The sequence below is a fragment of the Zobellia alginiliquefaciens genome (assembly GCF_029323795.1).
Classification (GTDB): domain Bacteria; phylum Bacteroidota; class Bacteroidia; order Flavobacteriales; family Flavobacteriaceae; genus Zobellia; species Zobellia alginiliquefaciens.
The window spans coordinates 4,755,641-4,774,483 of sequence record NZ_CP119758.1 but is presented as its reverse complement, the minus strand read 5'-3'; the positions used below and the strand labels follow the sequence as shown (position 1 = coordinate 4,774,483).

The window sequence follows — 18,843 nt, the reverse complement described above, 5'->3', positions numbered from 1 at the left end:
CACTGCGGAAGGCTATGTGAACCAAGGGCTTCCCAGCACATTTACGATCGTACCGGAAGAGGTACTGGAGGACTACGAGTACAATATCACCTACGAGATACTGGACGGCGAGGGCCATTTCGAGGATATGGAGGGCAACCCCTTGGAATCCGGAAAGGGATGGTCCATGCCCACGGGACTTAGCGCCCCGCTTCTGTACAAGGGTTCCGCAACGGGGGAGCACAGGGTAAGGATAACAGGGGCCGATAATTTCGGCATCTCGGAGGATATCGAGGTCATGTACGAGCTTTCCGATGTCCCGGTGGTCTGGGAGGCCTCGAGCGAATTCTCGCAGCTCGAACTTGAAAAGCCCGTAGCGCTTTCCCTTCTGTTGGAAACGGACGAGGCCTCGCAGGACGTGGACTATGAGACCATCTACGGGTTCGCTTCGGGCTCCGGGAGCCTTGAGCCGTCCGAGGAGAACGGCTATGCCCCGAACGGGGAATATGGTCCTATCTCGGCAGGTACCTATCCCCTTGTCTTTACACCTTCCGAACTGGGGCCACAGCGATTGGTCTTCACCCTTAGGGACAGTAACGGCCAGGAAATAGAAACGGGACTGGACTTCAACGTTTCCGAGTTCATCGAGGTAATCTCCATAACCCTTTCGAGCCAGGATACGATAAAGATGAAACTGGGGGACGAAATACCCCCGGCCTTCGTTTTCGAACCTTCCAACGCTACCGACCAAGAGGTAACGGTGGTCTCCAGTGATCCGGATGTCGTATTCATCGACGAAAACAACGTTTGTATCGCGGTCGGACTGGGTACGGCCCAGGTTACCGTTACCTCGGTCTCCAACCCCGATGCTAGCGACACGGTCACCGTAGAGGTAATACCGCCGGACAGGGTACCCGTAACAAGTATCACCGTTTCCCAGGAGGATGCCGGGGCCACGGGAGCGCAGCGAAAACTGGTGGCCGCGGTCCTTCCCCAGAACGCCACGGACCCGAGCGTGAGCTGGTCCTCCGGTGACGACACGATAGCATCCGTAGACGATAACGGACTGTTGACCGGTCTTTCCGCTGGAACGGTTACGATAACGGCCACTTCGGTCTCCGACCCGGACGTGACGGGGAGCGTCATAGTGGAGATCACCGGTGTATCGTTGTTGTCGGCCAACGATATCGAGGCCTTCGCCCTGAACGGACAGATAGAGACCGCAACGATAGATACGCAGGCACATACCGTTTCGGTGACCGTTCCCGAGGGCACACTACTGAGCGTAGCACCTATTATGCTGACGGTATCCGAAGGGGCCACCGTAGAACCGGGGCTTCTACAGGCACGGGACTTCGGTTCCCCTGTTCAATATACCGTCACCTCGGGCAACGGTACAGAGCAGGTATGGGCGGTGACCGCCAGTGTACTGACCATTCCGGTGGTGGGCGGCAACGACATCCTCGCTTTCGAACTGCCCGGACAGAACGCTTCGGACATAGATACGGACAACCGTACCGTAACGGTGAACGTGCCAGATGGTACGGACCTGAACGTAGCGCCGAGCGTAATGGTCGTTTCACCGGACGCCACGGTGGACCCTGCGATAAATATTGTTAGAGATTTTTCGAGTGCCGTTACCTATACGGTCACCGCGGAGAACGGAACGCAAAGAACTTGGCAAGTCAATGTTACGGTAAGTCCGGACGATACTGCCCCAATAATTGAATTGATTGGTTCTAATCCCCAAGAATTAACCCTTGGGGGAACCTATAATGACCCGGGCGCTACGGCCAACGATAATGTTGACGGTGACATGACGGGGAGCATCGTGGTGGACCAAAGCGGTGTCGATACGAGTACAATAGGTACATATGAGGTGACCTATAATGTGATGGATTCCGCGGGGAACCCTGCCGATGAAGTGATACGTACGGTACGTGTGGTTACTGCTCCGGATACTACGCCACCTGTAATCGATTTGATAGGGGGCGATGTTGAAATAACCGTCGGACAGAACTATAATGACCCGGGCGCTACGGCCAACGATAATGTTGACGGTGACATCACGGGGAGCATCGTGGTGGACCAAAGCGGTGTCGATACGAGTACAATAGGTACATATGAGGTGACCTATAATGTGATGGATTCCGCGGGGAACCCTGCCGATGAAGTGATACGTACGGTACGTGTGGTTACTGCTCCGGATACTACGCCACCTGTAATCGATTTGATAGGGGGCGATGTTGAAATAACCGTCGGACAGAACTATAATGACCCGGGCGCTACGGCCAACGATAATGTTGACGGTGACATCACGGGGAGCATCGTGGTGGACCAAAGCGGTGTCGATACGAGTACAATAGGTACATATGAGGTGACCTATAATGTGATGGATTCCGCGGGGAACCCTGCCGATGAAGTGATACGTACGGTACGTGTGGTTACTGCTCCGGATACTACGCCACCTGTAATCGATTTGATAGGGGGCGATGTTGAAATAACCGTCGGACAGAACTATAATGACCCGGGCGCTACGGCCAACGATAATGTTGACGGTGACATCACGGGGAGCATCGTGGTGGACCAAAGCGGTGTCGATACGAGTACAATAGGTACATATGAGGTGACCTATAATGTGATGGATTCCGCGGGGAACCCTGCCGATGAAGTGATACGTACGGTACGTGTGGTTACTGCTCCGGATACTACGCCACCTGTAATCGATTTGATAGGGGGCGATGTTGAAATAACCGTCGGACAGAACTATAATGACCCGGGCGCTACGGCCAACGATAATGTTGACGGTGACATGACGGGGAGCATCGTGGTGGACCAAAGCGGTGTCGATACGAGTACAATAGGTACATATGAGGTGACCTATAATGTGATGGATTCCGCGGGGAATGAAGCTTTGGAGAAAACAAGATTTGTAAACGTAACCGCCGCGCTTGATGAAACAGCTCCCGAAATCACCTTGGTAGGTGGAACGGTGAATTTGACGGTAGGGGAAACTTATATTGAGCCAGGCTATTCTGCCATGGACAATGTTGATGGAAATATCACGGGTAGCGTCGTCGTTTCCGGCCATCCCAACATGAACGTAGCGGACAGCTATACGGTCACCTATAATGTGATGGATGGAGCTGGAAATACAGCCCAGGAGAAGACTAGGATTGTCAACGTAACGGCGGTCCTTGATGAAACAGCTCCCGAAATTACTTTGGTAGGGGGAACGGTCAATCTAAGCGTAGGAAACACATACATAGAGCCGGGCTATAGTGCGATGGATGATGTTGATGGGAATATCTCGGGTAGCGTCGTGGTTTCGGGTCTGCCTGATATGAGCGTAGCGGATAGCTATACGGTAACCTACAATGTAATGGATGCAGCTGGAAATGCAGCCCAGGGGAAGACGAGAATTGTCAACGTAACGCCTGCCCCTGATGAAACCGCTCCTGAGATTACTTTGTTTGGGGGGACGGAGAATTTAACCGTCGGCGGAACATATGTAGAGCCGGGCTATAGTGCGATGGACGATGTTGACGGTGATATTACCGCGAGTGTTGTGGTTTCCGGTCTTCCGAACATGAACGTGGCGGATAGCTACACGGTGACCTATAATGTGGTGGATGCCGCAGGCAATGGAGCCCAGGAGATGACACGAATCGTAAACGTAACCGCCGCCCTTGATGAAACCGCTCCCGAAATCACCTTGGTAGGTGGAACGGTTAACCGAACGAGGGGAGCTACCTATGTTGACCCTGGCTATTCGGCAACGGACAATATAGATGGTGATATAACAGCAAATGTAGTAGTTTCAGGTCTTCCGAATATGAGTGTAGTCGGTAGCTATACTGTTACCTATAATGTGAGTGATTTAGCTGGAAATCCAGCACCTCAGAAAACTAGAAGAGTAAACGTAACTGCTCCACAAGTAACAATAACATATAATGAATCTACAGGTGTTTACACAGCACCGGGTGGGTCAAGGGTGACAGTTACATTGCGATCATATGGAGCAGGTAAGGGGAATGCTAGCGTGTCAGGAGGCGGGTCGGCGTATACCTCTTGGAATGGATCTGATAGTACTGAATTTACAGAGACCGATTTTTATGAATTCGATATGCCTTCCAGTGGCAATGTAACATTCTCATCTTCTCATATGGAGATAATTCCTACTTCGCAATCGAGCGTAACAATTGAAAACGATGAAGGTGCTACGAAAAGTTTTACTTTAGTAAAAAATAATGGAATACCTTGATGTTTAGGTAAGTATGATGGTAATTATACATAGTTGTAAATCATCTAATTAGTCAATCATATTTTTTCAAACACAGCCTGGCCTCAGGGGATAAGTACCAATGCAAACTCAACTTATATAATTCCAAATATTTTTATATTTCACAAGTTGAGAATAAGCATGCCTAATGACTAGATTTTCTGATTTTTCGAGCGAGGGGTCATTTTTTAAAAGTTGTATGGCATGGTAGCGAGCGGTTTTGAGAATGTCATTATCTTTTACGATATCCGCAATCTTTAGGTTGAGTACGCCGCTCTGCTGTGTGCCCATAATATCTCCGGGTCCACGTAGTTTTAAATCCACTTCTGCTATTTCAAATCCGTCGTTGGTTTGCACCATGGTCTGGAGGCGAGTTTTAGCTTCTGTAGATAATTTGTGACTTGTCATTAATATGCAAAAACTTTGGTCGGCACCGCGACCTACACGACCGCGAAGCTGGTGCAACTGTGATAGTCCAAATCGCTCGGCACTCTCGATGATCATTACTGAAGCATTGGGAACGTTAACCCCAACTTCAATAACCGTTGTGGCAACCATAATTTGGGTTTCGCCTTTTACAAACCGTTCCATTTCGTAATCTTTGTCCGCTGGTTTCATTTGTCCATGAACGATGGAAATTTGATAATCTGGCATAGGAAAGTCGCGTGCAATACTTTCGTAGCCATCCATCAAATCTTTATAATCCAAAGCTTCGGATTCTTGAATAAGAGGATATACGATGTAAACTTGACGACCTTTCTTTATTTCGTCCCGAATAAATTGAAATACTTTTAAACGGTTGCTGTCATACCTGTGAACTGTTTTTATAGGTTTTCGCCCAGGAGGAAGCTCATCTATTGTAGAAACATCTAAATCGCCGTACAGGCTCATGGCCAATGTTCGGGGTATGGGTGTAGCGGTCATAACCAAGATATGTGGCGGAATTTCATTCTTGTGCCAAAGTTTGGAACGTTGCGCCACACCAAAACGGTGCTGTTCATCCACTATGGCCAAACCTAAATTTTTAAATTTCACTTTATCCTCAAGGAGAGCATGGGTGCCGATAAGAATCTGTAGTTCTCCGCTTTCCAATTGTTCGTGTATAGGGCGACGGTCTTTTTGCTTTACGGAACCGGTTAAAAGAGCACAAGTAATCCCTGTACCTTTCAAAAGTTCAGAGATGCCCGTGAAGTGTTGATTGGCCAGTATTTCAGTAGGAGCCATTAAACAGGCTTGGTAGCCGTTATCTATGGCCAAGAGCATGGTCATTACCGCAACTATGGTTTTTCCTGAACCTACATCACCTTGTAGCAAACGGTTCATTTGCGCATTGCTTCCCAAGTCCCCTCTAATTTCTTTGATTACTCTTTTTTGAGCTCTCGTGAGTTCAAAAGGTAAATGGTTTTTGTAGAATTCATTAAAAATTGTCCCTACCTGATCAAAATTAAAGCCTTTTATTTTCTGCTTGTGAAGCATGTTTTTGGCAATCAACTGCATTTGAATATAAAAGAGTTCTTCAAACTTTAGTCGGAATTGTGCTTTGGCTAATAACTCTTGATTTTTTGGAAAATGGATGTTAAATAAAGATTCATTTTTCGGTAGAAGTTTCAGTTCAAACAACAATTTTTCGGAAAGTGTTTCTGTGAACCGACCTTTGGATTCAATAAATATTTGTTGAATAAGTTTACTAATCACCCGGTTGGAAATTCCTCTATTACTCAATTTTTCCGTGGAAGGGTAAACGGGTTGCATGGCCACGGCAAGTCCTTTTTCGTGGTCTTTTTGAAGTTCCATTTCCGGATGCGGCATTGAAAATTTACCATTAAACCAGTTGCACTTCCCGAAAATCACATAAGGTGTGTTTAGTTTTATGTTTTCACGAATCCATTTTTGTCCTCTAAACCAGACCAGCTCCATTTCTCCCGTATCATCAACAAAACTGGCTACAAGACGTTTGCCTTTTTTCTGCTCAACGGTTTTTATATGTACAATCTTACCAATAACCTGAACATCCGCATTGCTACGCTGTAGCTGGCCAATTTTATAATAATGGGTTTTATCAATATACCGATTTGGGAAAAGATTAAGTAAGTCCTGAAACGTATGTATGCCCAATTCAGACTGTAGGGTTTCGGAACGGTTTGGTCCAACACCTTTTAAGTATACAATGGGAGTCTGAAGGGAATTAGCGTTCATGGGACTAAATTAAGTGATAGGTACAATTGCAACAAACTAAAATGCTAAATTTGGTCTACTATTTATTTCTACAACTTCATGAGAAACCTTTTTGCACTTTTATTTTTCAGTTCGATATTTTTCTGTTTTGGTCAACATCAGGATAAAGTCGACTTTATAAAGGGGGATATATATGTTTCACCGGTTCCTTTGGCAAAGGAGATCAAAGGTGGTGTAGTGTATCGTTTTAATGTACTTCAAAATGTAGATTCCGTTTTTCTTGATGCCAAGAATATGACGTTCAGTAAAGTGGAGTTGGATGGTGAAACAACCAATTTTATTCAAACGGAACGTACCATTTCAATTCATAAGAAATTTAAAAAAGGCCAATCTCATAAGCTTGTTATTGAATATCTGGCCAAACCAAAACAGACTGTTTATTTCTTAGGTTGGGAAGATGATATAGATTGGAATGAACAGATTTGGACGCAAGGTCAAGGTAAGTATACAAGTCATTGGTTACCTAGCTTTGATGATATGAACGAGAAGGTAGTATTTGATATTGCTATTCAAGCGAGCAGGAAATATAATGTGATAGCCAATGGTAAATTGGTGTTGGTTCCGTTTGAAAGCGACGAGAACCCGGTGTGGCTCTTTGATATGGAAAAACCCATGAGTAGCTATTTATTGGCTTTTGCTATTGGGAATTATAAAACACAAGAATTGATATCTTCAAGTGGCGTTCCCATAGCTAATTACTATTACGAAAAGGATAGTAGTAAGGTAGAGCCTACTTATCGTTATACAAAAAGAATTTTTGACCTTTTAGAAAGTGAAATCGGGGTTCCGTATCCGTGGCAGAATTACAAGCAGATTCCCGTTCGTGATTTTCTATATGCTGGAATGGAGAATACAGGGGCGACTATTTTTTCTGATGGCTACGTTATTGATTCCACTGCTTTTGTAGATAAGAATTATGTGAACGTTAATGCTCATGAGTTGGCGCACCAATGGTTCGGGAATCTGGTTACCGAAAAAGATGGGAATCATCATTGGTTACATGAAGGTTTTGCCACGTATTATGCATATTTAGCTGAAAAGGAAATTTTTAGAGAGGACCATTTTTACTGGAAGTTGTTCAGTACGGCCAAAAATCTTTACAAAATATCTCAAGAAGGGCAGGGCCAAGCTTTGATTGACCCAAAGGCGAGTAGTGCTACTTTTTATGAAAAGGGAGCTTGGGCTCTGGTAATGCTAAAAGATAAGGTAGGGGAGGAAGCTTTTAAAAAAGGAGTGTCGGCATATTTGAACAAACATCAATTTAAAAATGTGACCATTGATGATTTTATAACTGATTTAGAACTGGCTTCTGATCAGAAATTAAGTGGTTTCAGAAAAAAGTGGTTGTATTCAAAGGAGTTTCCAAGAGAAGATGTTGAAACCTTTTTAAAATCTAAAAACGCTTCTATACACAGGTTTTTTCAGGTCAGGGATAATGATATCAATTTAGAAAAGTGGCTGCGCGAAAAGCGACCCATACAGTTTAAGGAGGCTTTAATAGACGAATTTCAGAAAGAGATAGTAGAGCAAGGGTTAGTATTTCTATTGATTCAGGATGTTAATTTAAAAATACGCCAAAAAGGAATTCAACTTATAAATAAAATTCCAGCTGAGCAGAAAGGGTTAGTGGAAAAATTACTAAAGGATAAAAGTTATATTACACAGGAGCTCGCTCTGTACAAACTTTGGTCATCTTTTCCAGAAAGTCAGAAGGCTTATTTGGATGCAACAAAAGGAGTAATTGGTCTGCCTAATAAAAATGTGCGTTTGTTATGGTTGTTACTAGCTGTGGCAACCAATGGTTATGAACCTCAAAATACAACCTCGTATTTTGATAAGCTCAGTGGTTATACTTCGCCAGAATATGGATGGGAAATTAGAATTTCTGCGTTTCAGTACTTACAAGAAATTGGTTTTTCGGATGAAGCACTGACAAATTTAATGAAGGCGACGAATCATCATTCATGGCAGTTCAAGAAATTTGCTAGGAGATTGACCAATCAGCTTTTAGAGGATAAGGATTATAAAGCTCGAATTCATAACTTGATTAAGAAACTAAATGAAGACGAATCACGTTATATTAAAACCAAACTAAATTAATTATGAGGGCATTGGTTATATCAGGCGGAGGAAGTAAAGGGGCCTTTGCAGGTGGCGTTGCACAGTATCTAATGGAAGAACTTCATCATGAATATGATTTTTTTCTTGGTACCTCTACAGGGAGTCTACTTATTTCTCACCTCGCACTGGCTAAAATAGAAAAGATAAAAGAGGTATACACGAATGTAAATCAGCATAGTATATTTAGTAACTGCCCTTTTACTATACAAAAAAAGCATGGCGTACATACTATAGGTATTGCCCATTGGAACGTGCTTAGGAATTTTTACAAAGGGAGAAAGACTTTTGGCGAAAGTAGAAACCTTCTTAAGCTTATTAAAAACACCTTAACCGTAGAGGAGTTTGAAAATTTAAAAAACGGACCCAAAGAAATAATAGCAACCGTTTCCAATCTATCCTTAAATCAAGTAGAATACAAGAGTATTAATGATTGTACATACGAGGAATTTTGTGAATGGATTTGGATTTCTTGTAACTACACACCTTTTATGAGTTTAGTGCGTAAAAATGGCTGCGAATATGCAGATGGTGGCCTCGGAAATATGGTGCCGATTGAGGAAGCTATAAAACGAGGGGCTACAGAGGTTGATGTTATTGTTTTACAAACTGAAGTAAGTCATTTAAACCGACTCCCATCTCGAAACGCATTCTCGTTGCTGACTACTATGTTTGAATATATGTTGGATAGAATAGAACATCAAAACATTAGGATAGGAAAATATGTTGCTAGGCACAACGATGCGATTATCAATTTTTACTATACACCCACGGTGCTCACCACAAATTCCTTAATTTTTGATAAGGAAAAAATGACGGTCTGGTGGGAGAGTGGCTATAACTTCGCAAAATTTAAAAATACCGAGCTAAACCAAATAGAGCCGGAAAAAGGAGAAGTGCTGTAAATTTAAAAACCGCACTAACGTATGGGTCAGAGCGGTTTTTTCTAAACTAGTTGTGTTTAATATTTTTCAAGGTTTTGTTATTCCCATAGGTACCCTATTTCTTTTTTGATATAAGATAGAGCTGTGGCCGAAGGCGATTGTTTTTCCATTGTTTCGGTTAAAATATCTTCCCGTAATTTATCCGCAGAATCAGTTTCGCTCATTGCTGCTTTTCGTATCATTTGAACCGTAGCACTCTTAGCGGCTTTAATAACATTCCAACATTCATCTGTCATATAGATTTGTTGTGAAAGATTGTGTTCAAATTCAGTTTCTATACTTTTGATTAAAAGACTTTCGTACGCATTTTTATCAGAGGTTTTTGGAGCTACACGTACTACCAAGCTTGGAATTGCAATACGTTCAAGAAAAAGAGCCATGCGTTCATATGCTTGTAAGCGAATAGGAATAGTGTCTTTTTGAGAATCTTTATGCAGTAGAAAACGTCTGCGTCCGTCTTCGTTTTTAGTGTGTAACTTAAAAAAATAAAAGGCAACAACCCCTGTAACTACAGCCGGTAATAAAAAGCCGAACATTTGTAAAATTCCTTCTCCAGACATTTTTTTGGTATTTGGTTTATTTGGATACTAGAACGGGGGATTTTATCAAAAAGTATACAAAATTTGGTATAACTTTTAGTTCTTCATTTGCTCTCTGGCCATGAGATAAAATTTGTTGAAGTCAGGGTGAATGTTCACTTGTACGCCTTCTTTTAAGTTTCCGTCTCTCCCCAGGGCATTGATTCGTTCAGGAGCTATAGCAAACTTGGACTGTAGAAGTGTTGCTATTGCCATAGCCTGTTTTGCAGGTGTTTCAAGGTCTCCGGTCATACTTAAACCTTCTATAGTTACGGATGTGCTGGGATTGGCCTTTAGTATATTGGCAATTTTCTCTGTCCAGGCTTCTGCAGCGGGTGTTAAAGTTGTTCCGGTATCACTTCCGTATAGACTTGATAAATCCGAAGAAATAACAACGGCACCTTCGGAAACGCCAATTTTTGCGTTTTCTCCCATGGTTTGTTTTACGTTAGTGAGAACAACAATTGTGGTGGAATCATTTGTAGCAATAGCATCTTTTATTACTTTGATCTGCTTTTCTTTGGCTTCAAGGTTAGCCATTGCCGTAGTCACCATGCTAGAATTTTTATTGGAAACCTCAGCAAAACTGTTCAAGTTTTTCATTAAGGTGTTATTGGCATTTTGAAGCTCCGTTACCTGTCCTTCATAAGATTCGGCTTTGGCTACAGCTACCTTTTCATTTTTTCTTGCATCAAAAACTTCATCGTTTACAGAATCTAACTGCATCTTCAACTGGGCTATTTCTTCAATAAGGTCGCTTTTTCTTTGGGCTTGCATAGATAAACATGCAAAAACTAAAAGACTAAGGGTAAGTAGGGGGTGTTTCATAAATAACTCGAATTAATTTTTTTAAATATGACTTGGAATGTTATATATCTTCAAACAAATGTATATTATTCTTTGCTGTTTTCACAATGCTTTCCACCCAAGTGAATACAATCGTGCAATTTTTTCATATTTTCAAAAGGCACTTTGGTCTTGTTGTAACCGTAAGATGAAGCCAAACTACGGTTAAGGTCATTATCATCTACATTAAGTTGAATATCATCCATAGTGTACTGGCAAGGATGTTCGTAACCGGAAGCATGTGTAATTTCTAAGAATTCTTTTCTAAACGTCATAAAGTACTGCGCTAAACGGTCGGATTTTAATGGAACATTGATACCTTTTTGCAGCCATTTATTCTGTGTGGCAACCCCTGCAGGGCAGCGGTTAGTGTGGCAAACTTGCGCTTGGATACAGCCAATGCTCATCATGGCTTCACGAGCAACATTTATACAGTCTACACCCATTGAAAAAGCCATTGCGGCCTTAGCGGGAAAACCTAGCTTGCCACTTCCTATAAAGACAATACGCTCTGTTAATTTTCTTTTTTGAAAAACTTTGTACAGGCTGGAAAAGCCATATACCCATGGTAGTGAAACGTGGTCGGCAAAAGATGGGGGAGCGGCACCTGTACCACCTTCACCGCCGTCTACGGTAATAAAATCCGGACCTTTGCCTGATTTTTCCATTAGGTCCGCAAGTTCTTCCCATTGGTCTAGTTTACCAATTGCTCCTTTAATACCTACAGGTAGTCCTGTTTCTTCGGCAATGTCCTCAATAAATTGAATCAACTCGGGTATAGTGTCAAATGCTTTGTGAGTAGCAGGAGAAATAACGTCTTTTCCAATTTCTACACCTCGTATCTCGGCTAGTTCAGGGGTGATTTTGGCACCAGGAAGAACACCTCCTTTGCCCGGTTTTGCCCCTTGGGATAGTTTTATTTCAATTGCTTTTATAGTGGGGTTCTCGGCAACTAGTTTTTTCATTTTCTCCATAGAGAAGTTTCCGTCCGGTGTACGAACCCCAAAATAACCCGTTCCAAAATGAAAAATAACATCCCCACCTTGTTTGTGGTAAGAAGATAATCCGCCTTCGCCTGTATTATGGTAAGCACCTGCTTTGGCAACCCCTTTGTTCATCGCTTCAATTGCAGCAGCGGACAAAGAACCAAAACTCATTGCGGATACATTAATAATAGATCTAGGCCTGAACGGTTTTTGTCTATTATTGTGGACCCCCATAACCTTGGCACAAGGAAGAAATGTCTTGTCAATTGCATTGATATGATCTGCGGGCACTTTATAGGCCATCATTTGGTTCTTTACGAATATATGTTGATGGGCATAAATATCTCGATCTGTACCAAAACCTTCGTAGTTATTTTCTTTCTTCGCCGAAGCATAAATCCATCCCCGTTCAATACGGTTAAAAGGGAGTTCTTCGCGATTATTCGCAACAAAATACTGTCGCATTTCTGGGCCTATGCTTTCCAGCCAATATCTAAAATGACCTACTACGGGAAAGTTGTGGGAGATGGTATGTGATCGCTGAAAAAAGATATCACGAAGGGCCACTAGCAAAATGGCGATTACAACCCAAATCCACAACGAAATATTCTGAAAAAACGAAATTATTGGCTCCATAAATATGCTAAAGAGTATTTAAACTGATTGTTTATTTAAACTGTGTTAAACCATTACTTATTAAGAAAATCTATGCTCATTTGAGTTAAGGCTTTAACCCCTAACAATAATCCGCTGTCGTCAATTATAAAATCAGGTGTATGATGTGGGAACGATTCGGTGTTTCCCCGTGTCATTCCTCCTAAAAAGAAAAAGAAACCAGGCACTTCTTTTTGAAAATAAGAGAAATCTTCAGCTCCTGTAACGGCTTTTTGTGTCTGTACATTGTTTGCTCCGGCCACTTTGTTTAGGGTTGGTAGCATTTGGGTTACCAGGTCAGGGTCGTTATAAGTAATCTCGGTGGCATCCGTTATGTTAATTGTGGCCTCTCCGCCGTAGGCTTTGGAAATAGAGGTGACCATTTCTTCCATTCGTCTGTTGATTTGATTTTTCATATCGTAATCTAAGGTACGAATGGTACCAATCATTTCCGCACTTTCCGGGATGATGTTAAAACGCACGCCACTGGTTATTTTTCCCACTGTAATCACTGCAGCTTCATTGGTTAGTTCCGCTTCACGGCTGATAATAGTTTGTAGGCCGTCTATAATTTTTGCACTAATCAAAATTGGGTCAACCCCGGACCAAGGTCGTGCACCATGACTTTGCTTGCCTTTTACATTGATTACGAATTTTTGTGCGGCAGCCATTGTGCCTCCAGATTTATAACGAATAACGTTGGTAGGGGTCTGAGAGTTGATATGTAGTCCAAAAATAGCATCTACATCCGGGTTTTTTAGCACTCCTTCTTTTACCATAAGCAACGCTCCACCTTCTTCTCCTTCCGGAGGACCTTCTTCTGCTGGTTGAAAAATGAATTTTACGGTTCCTTTTATTTTATCGGTATGATTTGATAGAATTTCTGCAACACCCATTAAAATGGCCGTATGAGTGTCGTGACCACAAGCATGCATAACGGGTACTTCTTCCCCTTTAAAATTAGCCTTTACCGTAGACTTGTAGGGGAGGTCGTTTCTTTCTAGAACCGGTAAGGCATCAATATCGGCACGTAAGGCAATAACTTTACCCGGTTTTTTCCCTTTTAAAATGCCAACAACACCGGTATGGGCCACACCGGTTTGCACTTCTATACCTAAAGCGGTAAGGTGATTCGCTATTTTTTCCGCAGTCTTGAATTCTCGGTTGGATAGTTCCGGGTTTTGATGAATCTCTCTTCTCCATTCAATTACCCTGCTCTCTATGGCTTTGTAATCTTTTTCAAAATTTTGTGCGAGGGCAGAAATTAGATTTCCTGCTAAGAACAATAGACATACGAGTAGTTTTTTCATTCGGAAAATTTTTTAATGGCGTAAATGGGTCAACCTGAAATTGTTTACAACAGCTGTGTTTGTCTCAAAATAGTTTCCAGAATTACGAATTTTACCATTTTATGATTAAAATGGCATTCAAAAAGGTCAAAATTTGATATTTGAGGCGAATATATCAACAAAATGGATAAATCCATTGTTAATTACTTTAACAGTTTGGTGTTTTATCTTTTTAATTGTCGTCTTATCTTTAGCGGTACTTTAGTTCCAAACCCCTGATTTATGTCCGACAATTCCAATTACACAGAAGATAACATACGTTCACTTGATTGGAAAGAGCACATTCGACTGAGACCCGGTATGTATATCGGTAAGTTGGGTGATGGCTCCTCAGCTGATGATGGTATTTATATTCTGCTTAAAGAAACCATTGATAACTGTATTGATGAATTTGTGATGGGCGCGGGTAAAACCGTCGAAATTTCAATTCATGGTGATAAAGTAATCGTTCGCGATTACGGTCGTGGTATTCCTTTGGGCAAGGTTGTGGACGTGGTTTCTAAAATGAATACGGGTGGTAAGTATGATTCCCGGGCGTTCAAAAAATCCGTTGGTTTAAACGGTGTAGGTACGAAAGCGGTAAACGCACTTTCTAGCTATTTTCGTGTGGAAAGTACAAGGGATGGCAAGTCTAAGTCCGCGGAATTCCAAATTGGTGAACTTCAAAATGAAGAGCTATTGGAGGAAACTACACGCCGCCGTGGTACAAAAGTTAGTTTTACGCCAGATGAAACCATTTTCAAAAAGTTTAAATACAGGGCAGAGTATGTAGAACGCATGCTTAAAAATTATGTGTACCTGAACCCAGGCCTGACCATTGTTTTTAATGGCGAGAAATATTACTCGGAAAACGGGTTAAAAGATTTACTGGAGGATAATAACAACACCGAGGATTTTCTTTACCCTGTTATTCATTTAAAAGGCGATGATATTGAAATTGCCCTCACGCATAGCAAAACACAATACAGTGAAGAGTATCACTCGTTCGTAAACGGACAAAATACCACACAGGGAGGGACGCACCAAACAGCTTTTCGAGAAGCTTTGGTGAAAACAATCCGTGAGTTCTACGGAAAAAACTATGAATCTTCCGATATAAGAAAATCTGTAATTTCGGCCATTTCCATTAAGGTGATGGAGCCGGTTTTTGAAAGTCAAACAAAGACAAAGCTAGGTTCCACGGATATGGGGGGCGATTTACCTACCGTTAGAACCTACATAAACGACTTCGTAGGAAAGTATCTTGACAATTATTTGCATAAAAATCCAGATACAAGGGAAGCCCTACAGCGTAAAATTTTGCAAGCCGAACGAGAGCGTAAAGAACTATCGGGCATTCGTAAATTAGCGAAGGACCGGGCTAAAAAGGCAAACCTTCACAATAAAAAACTACGTGATTGCCGTATTCACCTGGGCGACACAAAAAAAGATAGGAATTTAGAGAGTACCCTTTTTATTACCGAGGGGGATTCGGCTTCTGGTTCCATCACCAAATCACGTGACGTGAATACCCAGGCGGTTTTCAGTTTAAAGGGAAAGCCATTAAACTCTTACGGGTTGTCCAAGAAGATAGTTTATGAAAACGAAGAATTCAATTTGCTGCAGGCGGCATTGAATATTGAAGAGTCCATGGAAGACCTTCGTTATAACAATATAGTAATCGCGACCGATGCGGATGTTGACGGTATGCACATTCGTTTATTATTGATTACCTTCTTTTTGCAGTTCTTTCCCGAACTGATAAAAGAAAATCATCTGTATATATTGCAGACGCCTTTGTTCCGTGTTCGGAACAAGAAGGAAACTATTTATTGCTATAGCGAAGAGGAGAGGAGAGATGCAATTGATAAGCTTTCCGGCAAACCGGAGATCACCCGCTTTAAAGGTTTGGGTGAAATTTCCCCAGATGAGTTTCAGCATTTTATTGGGGATGATATAAGGCTTGAGCCTGTAATGCTTGATAAGGCGATGTCCATAGAGCAACTGTTAAGTTTTTATATGGGCAAGAATACGCCAGACCGACAAAAATTTATTATCAACAACCTTAAAGTAGAGGTTGACCTTGTAGAATAAAATCAATTATAAACCAAAGAAATACGATTTTTTCTGAATGGAGGAAAATGACGAATTGAACGAAGCTGAAAATCAAAATTCACCAGAGGACCAATCCGGTCAATCTACCGAAGGCCAAGAAGAACAAACCGATAATCCGCAAGCGGGAGAAGGAGAGGACCAAGGGCAGGATGATGCACTTACCCGTGTAACGGGCATGTATAAAGACTGGTTTTTAGATTACGCATCTTATGTGATTTTAGAGCGAGCGGTACCGGCAATTGAGGACGGTTTTAAGCCGGTGCAACGCCGTATTATGCATTCGCTCAAAGATCTTGATGATGGGCGTTATAATAAAGTAGCCAACGTTGTGGGGCATACGATGCAGTATCACCCGCATGGTGATGCAAGTATTGCGGATGCCATGGTGCAAATTGGCCAAAAAGACCTGTTGATCGATACTCAGGGAAACTGGGGGAATATTTTAACGGGAGACCGTGCCGCAGCTTCCAGGTACATTGAGGCGCGTTTATCTAAATTTGCTCTTGAGGTGGTTTTTAGTCCAAAAATTACCGAATGGCAGCAATCCTATGATGGTCGTAAGAAAGAACCGGTAAATCTTCCGGTTAAGTTTCCGTTGCTTTTGGCGCAAGGTGCGGAAGGTATTGCCGTAGGTCTTTCAACTAAGATAATGTCGCACAACTTTATTGAGCTTATAGATGCTTCCATTAAGCATTTAAAAGGGCAACGTTTTAAGTTGTTTCCTGATTTTCCTACTTCGGGTATTATTGATGTTTCAAATTATAACGACGGTCTTCGTGGCGGGAAGATTAGGGTGCGCGCTAAAATCGCTCAACATTCCAAATCAACCCTGATTATAAGTGAGATACCCTATGGCACTAATACTTCTACTTTAATAGATTCTATTCTAAAAGCTAATGATAAAGGGAAGATTAAAATTAAGAAGATAGAGGATAATACTGCTGCAGATGTGGAGATTTTAGTGCATTTACCACCAGGTATTTCTCCGGATAAAACTATAGATGCGTTATATGCGTTTACTGCTTGCGAATCTTCTATTTCCCCATTGGGCTGTATTATTGAAGACAATAAGCCACTTTTTATAGGGGTTACTGAAATGCTGAAACGCTCTACCGATGCTACGGTGGAATTGTTAAAACAAGAGTTGGAAATTCAGCTTTCCGAATTAGAAGAACAATGGCATTTTGCTTCTTTAGAAAGAATATTTATAGAAAACCGAATTTATCGGGATATAGAAGAAGAGGAAACTTGGGAGGGTGTAATCTCTGCCATTGATAAAGGTTTGGCTCCTTTTACCAAGCATTTGAGGCGTGCGGTAACGGAGGAAGATATTGTTCGTCTTACTGAAATTCGTATTAAACGTATATCAAAATTTGATTTAGATAAAGCGCAGCAACACCTTGATAATCTGGAAGAAAGAATAGCAGAGGTAAAGCATCATCTGGAGCATCTGGTGGATTATGCTATTGCTTATTTTCAGAAGTTAAAAGATACGTATGGAGAAGGGCGTCAGCGAAAATCCGAAATACGACTTTTTGATGATATAGAGGCCACCAAGGTGGTAATTAGAAATACAAAACTATATGTAAACCGCGAGGAAGGTTTTGTAGGCACATCGTTAAGGCGAGATGAATACGTTACAGACTGTAGTGATATTGATGATATAATCGCTTTTACCCAAGATGGTAAAATGATGGTGTTTAAGGTCGATTCAAAAACCTTTGTTGGTAAAGGGATTATTTATGTAGCCGTTTTCAAGAAAAAAGACAAACGTACCGTTTATAATATGATTTATAGAGATGGTAAGGGTGGTGCAACATATATAAAACGATTCAATGTAACCAGTATTACCCGAGACAAACATTATGAGATGGGTGGTAGTGGAAAAGCGGGAACCTTTGTTCATTATTTTTCAGGAAATCCAAATGGGGAAGCGGAAGTTGTGACCGTGAATCTTCGTCATGTGGGAAGTATTAAAAAATTGAAGTGGGATATCGACTTTGCGAATATCATGATCAAAGGGCGAGCTTCCAAAGGGAATATTGTTACTAAATACTCCGTAAAACGTATTGAATTAAAGGAGAAAGGATTATCTACATTGAAACCTAGGAAATTGTGGTTTGATGAGACGGTACAACGTTTAAATATTGACGATAGAGGTGAGTTTCTGGGTGAGTTTACCAGTGAAGACCGTCTGCTTATCGCAAACCAAACCGGACAGGTGAAAACGGTCATTCCCGAGCTTACACTTCATTTTGATGAAGATGTAGTGGTCCTTGAGAAATGGAATCCTAAGAAACCACTTTCCGTGGTGTATTGGGAAGGTGAAAAAGAATTGTACTATGTAAAACGATTCTTGATCGATCATCCTGATAAAGAAGAAAATGTCCTTACCGATCATCCTAAGTCGCATCTTGAAATAATTAGTACGGATTACAGGCCTATCATAGAAATTGTTTTCGCCAAGAAAAGAGGGCAGGATCGCAAAGAGAATTTAGAGGTGAATCTTGAGGAGTTCATCTCCGTTAAAGGAATTGGTGCCATGGGTAATCAATTGACTAAGGATAAAGTGTTGGAGATAAATATGTTGGAGCCATTACCTTATGAAGAACCCGAACCGCAAAAGACCGAAGATATAGAGGTTGTGGATGAGGACAGTGTAGATAAAGGAGTTGATTCCGGTGCTACCGAAACCAAGAAAACAGGCGAGGGAGACAAATCTGCTAAAGATGAGGATGGTGATGACGTTCAAACATCTTTGTTTGAATAAAGTGCAGA

10 protein-coding genes are annotated in these 18,843 nt (G+C 41.8%); 5 read left to right on the top strand and 5 right to left on the bottom strand.

All coding sequences use genetic code 11. The annotated features are described in order from the left end of the window. Positions 1-370 precede the first annotated feature (370 nt). Positions 371-4,243, top strand: coding sequence for an immunoglobulin-like domain-containing protein (locus P0077_RS19730; protein WP_276166913.1), 3,873 nt, complete (start codon positions 371-373; stop codon positions 4,241-4,243). Positions 4,244-4,351: 108 nt separating this feature from the next. Here the strand turns inward: P0077_RS19730 and recG are convergent, their stop codons facing one another. Next, positions 4,352-6,457, bottom strand: a complete 2,106-nt coding sequence (recG, locus tag P0077_RS19725; RefSeq protein WP_276166912.1) for an ATP-dependent DNA helicase RecG — start codon at positions 6,455-6,457, stop codon at positions 4,352-4,354. Positions 6,458-6,535: 78 nt separating this feature from the next. Between recG and P0077_RS19720 the strand changes: the two genes are divergently transcribed. Together P0077_RS19720 and P0077_RS19715 are read left to right on the top strand one after the other, a co-directional pair. Continuing rightward, positions 6,536-8,596 carry a M1 family metallopeptidase gene (locus P0077_RS19720; protein WP_276166911.1) on the top strand — a complete coding sequence of 687 codons (2,061 nt, stop codon included), beginning with the start codon at positions 6,536-6,538 and terminating at the stop codon, positions 8,594-8,596. A 2-nt stretch (positions 8,597-8,598) separates the two neighbouring features. Next, positions 8,599-9,519 carry a patatin-like phospholipase family protein gene (locus P0077_RS19715; RefSeq protein WP_276166910.1) on the top strand — a complete coding sequence of 307 codons (921 nt, stop codon included), beginning with the start codon at positions 8,599-8,601 and terminating at the stop codon, positions 9,517-9,519. 77 nt (positions 9,520-9,596) lie between these two features. On the opposite strand, the gene P0077_RS19710 is transcribed toward P0077_RS19715, so the two are convergent. From P0077_RS19710 to P0077_RS19695, 4 genes are all read right to left on the bottom strand, one after another. Beyond that, positions 9,597-10,118, bottom strand: a complete 522-nt coding sequence (locus P0077_RS19710) for a DUF7935 family protein (RefSeq protein WP_276166909.1) — start codon at positions 10,116-10,118, stop codon at positions 9,597-9,599. A gap of 75 nt (positions 10,119-10,193) precedes the next feature. After that, complete coding sequence (locus P0077_RS19705) at positions 10,194-10,964, bottom strand: OmpA family protein (RefSeq protein WP_276166908.1); 771 nt, start codon at positions 10,962-10,964, stop codon at positions 10,194-10,196. Between the two features lie 65 nt (positions 10,965-11,029). Then, complete coding sequence (locus P0077_RS19700; RefSeq protein ID WP_276166907.1) at positions 11,030-12,604, bottom strand: FMN-binding glutamate synthase family protein; 1,575 nt, start codon at positions 12,602-12,604, stop codon at positions 11,030-11,032. Between the two features lie 53 nt (positions 12,605-12,657). Then, on the bottom strand, positions 12,658-13,932 hold the full coding sequence (locus P0077_RS19695) for an amidohydrolase (protein WP_276166906.1): 1,275 nt from the start codon (positions 13,930-13,932) through the stop codon (positions 12,658-12,660). 261 nt (positions 13,933-14,193) lie between these two features. Here P0077_RS19695 and P0077_RS19690 point away from each other — a divergent pair, with 261 nt between their 5' ends. After that, complete coding sequence (locus P0077_RS19690) at positions 14,194-16,044, top strand: DNA topoisomerase IV subunit B (RefSeq protein WP_276166905.1); 1,851 nt, start codon at positions 14,194-14,196, stop codon at positions 16,042-16,044. A gap of 37 nt (positions 16,045-16,081) precedes the next feature. Next, positions 16,082-18,835: a DNA gyrase/topoisomerase IV subunit A gene (locus P0077_RS19685; protein WP_276166904.1), complete on the top strand. Its 2,754-nt coding sequence runs from the start codon at positions 16,082-16,084 to the stop codon at positions 18,833-18,835. Positions 18,836-18,843 lie beyond the last annotated feature (8 nt).

What these genes read in the sequence shown, in the direction of transcription:
- P0077_RS19690 (WP_276166905.1), top strand. Translation starts at nt 14,194, where the DNA reads ATGTCCGACAATTCCAATTACACAGAAGATAACATACGTTCACTTGAT.
- P0077_RS19720 (WP_276166911.1), top strand. Translation starts at nt 6,536, where the DNA reads ATGAGAAACCTTTTTGCACTTTTATTTTTCAGTTCGATATTTTTCTGT.
- P0077_RS19710 (WP_276166909.1), bottom strand. Translation starts at nt 10,118, where the DNA reads ATGTCTGGAGAAGGAATTTTACAAATGTTCGGCTTTTTATTACCGGCT.
- P0077_RS19685 (WP_276166904.1), top strand. Translation starts at nt 16,082, where the DNA reads ATGGAGGAAAATGACGAATTGAACGAAGCTGAAAATCAAAATTCACCA.
- P0077_RS19715 (WP_276166910.1), top strand. Translation starts at nt 8,599, where the DNA reads ATGAGGGCATTGGTTATATCAGGCGGAGGAAGTAAAGGGGCCTTTGCA.
- P0077_RS19700 (WP_276166907.1), bottom strand. Translation starts at nt 12,604, where the DNA reads ATGGAGCCAATAATTTCGTTTTTTCAGAATATTTCGTTGTGGATTTGG.
- P0077_RS19695 (WP_276166906.1), bottom strand. Translation starts at nt 13,932, where the DNA reads ATGAAAAAACTACTCGTATGTCTATTGTTCTTAGCAGGAAATCTAATT.
- P0077_RS19705 (WP_276166908.1), bottom strand. Translation starts at nt 10,964, where the DNA reads ATGAAACACCCCCTACTTACCCTTAGTCTTTTAGTTTTTGCATGTTTA.
- recG (WP_276166912.1), bottom strand. Translation starts at nt 6,457, where the DNA reads ATGAACGCTAATTCCCTTCAGACTCCCATTGTATACTTAAAAGGTGTT.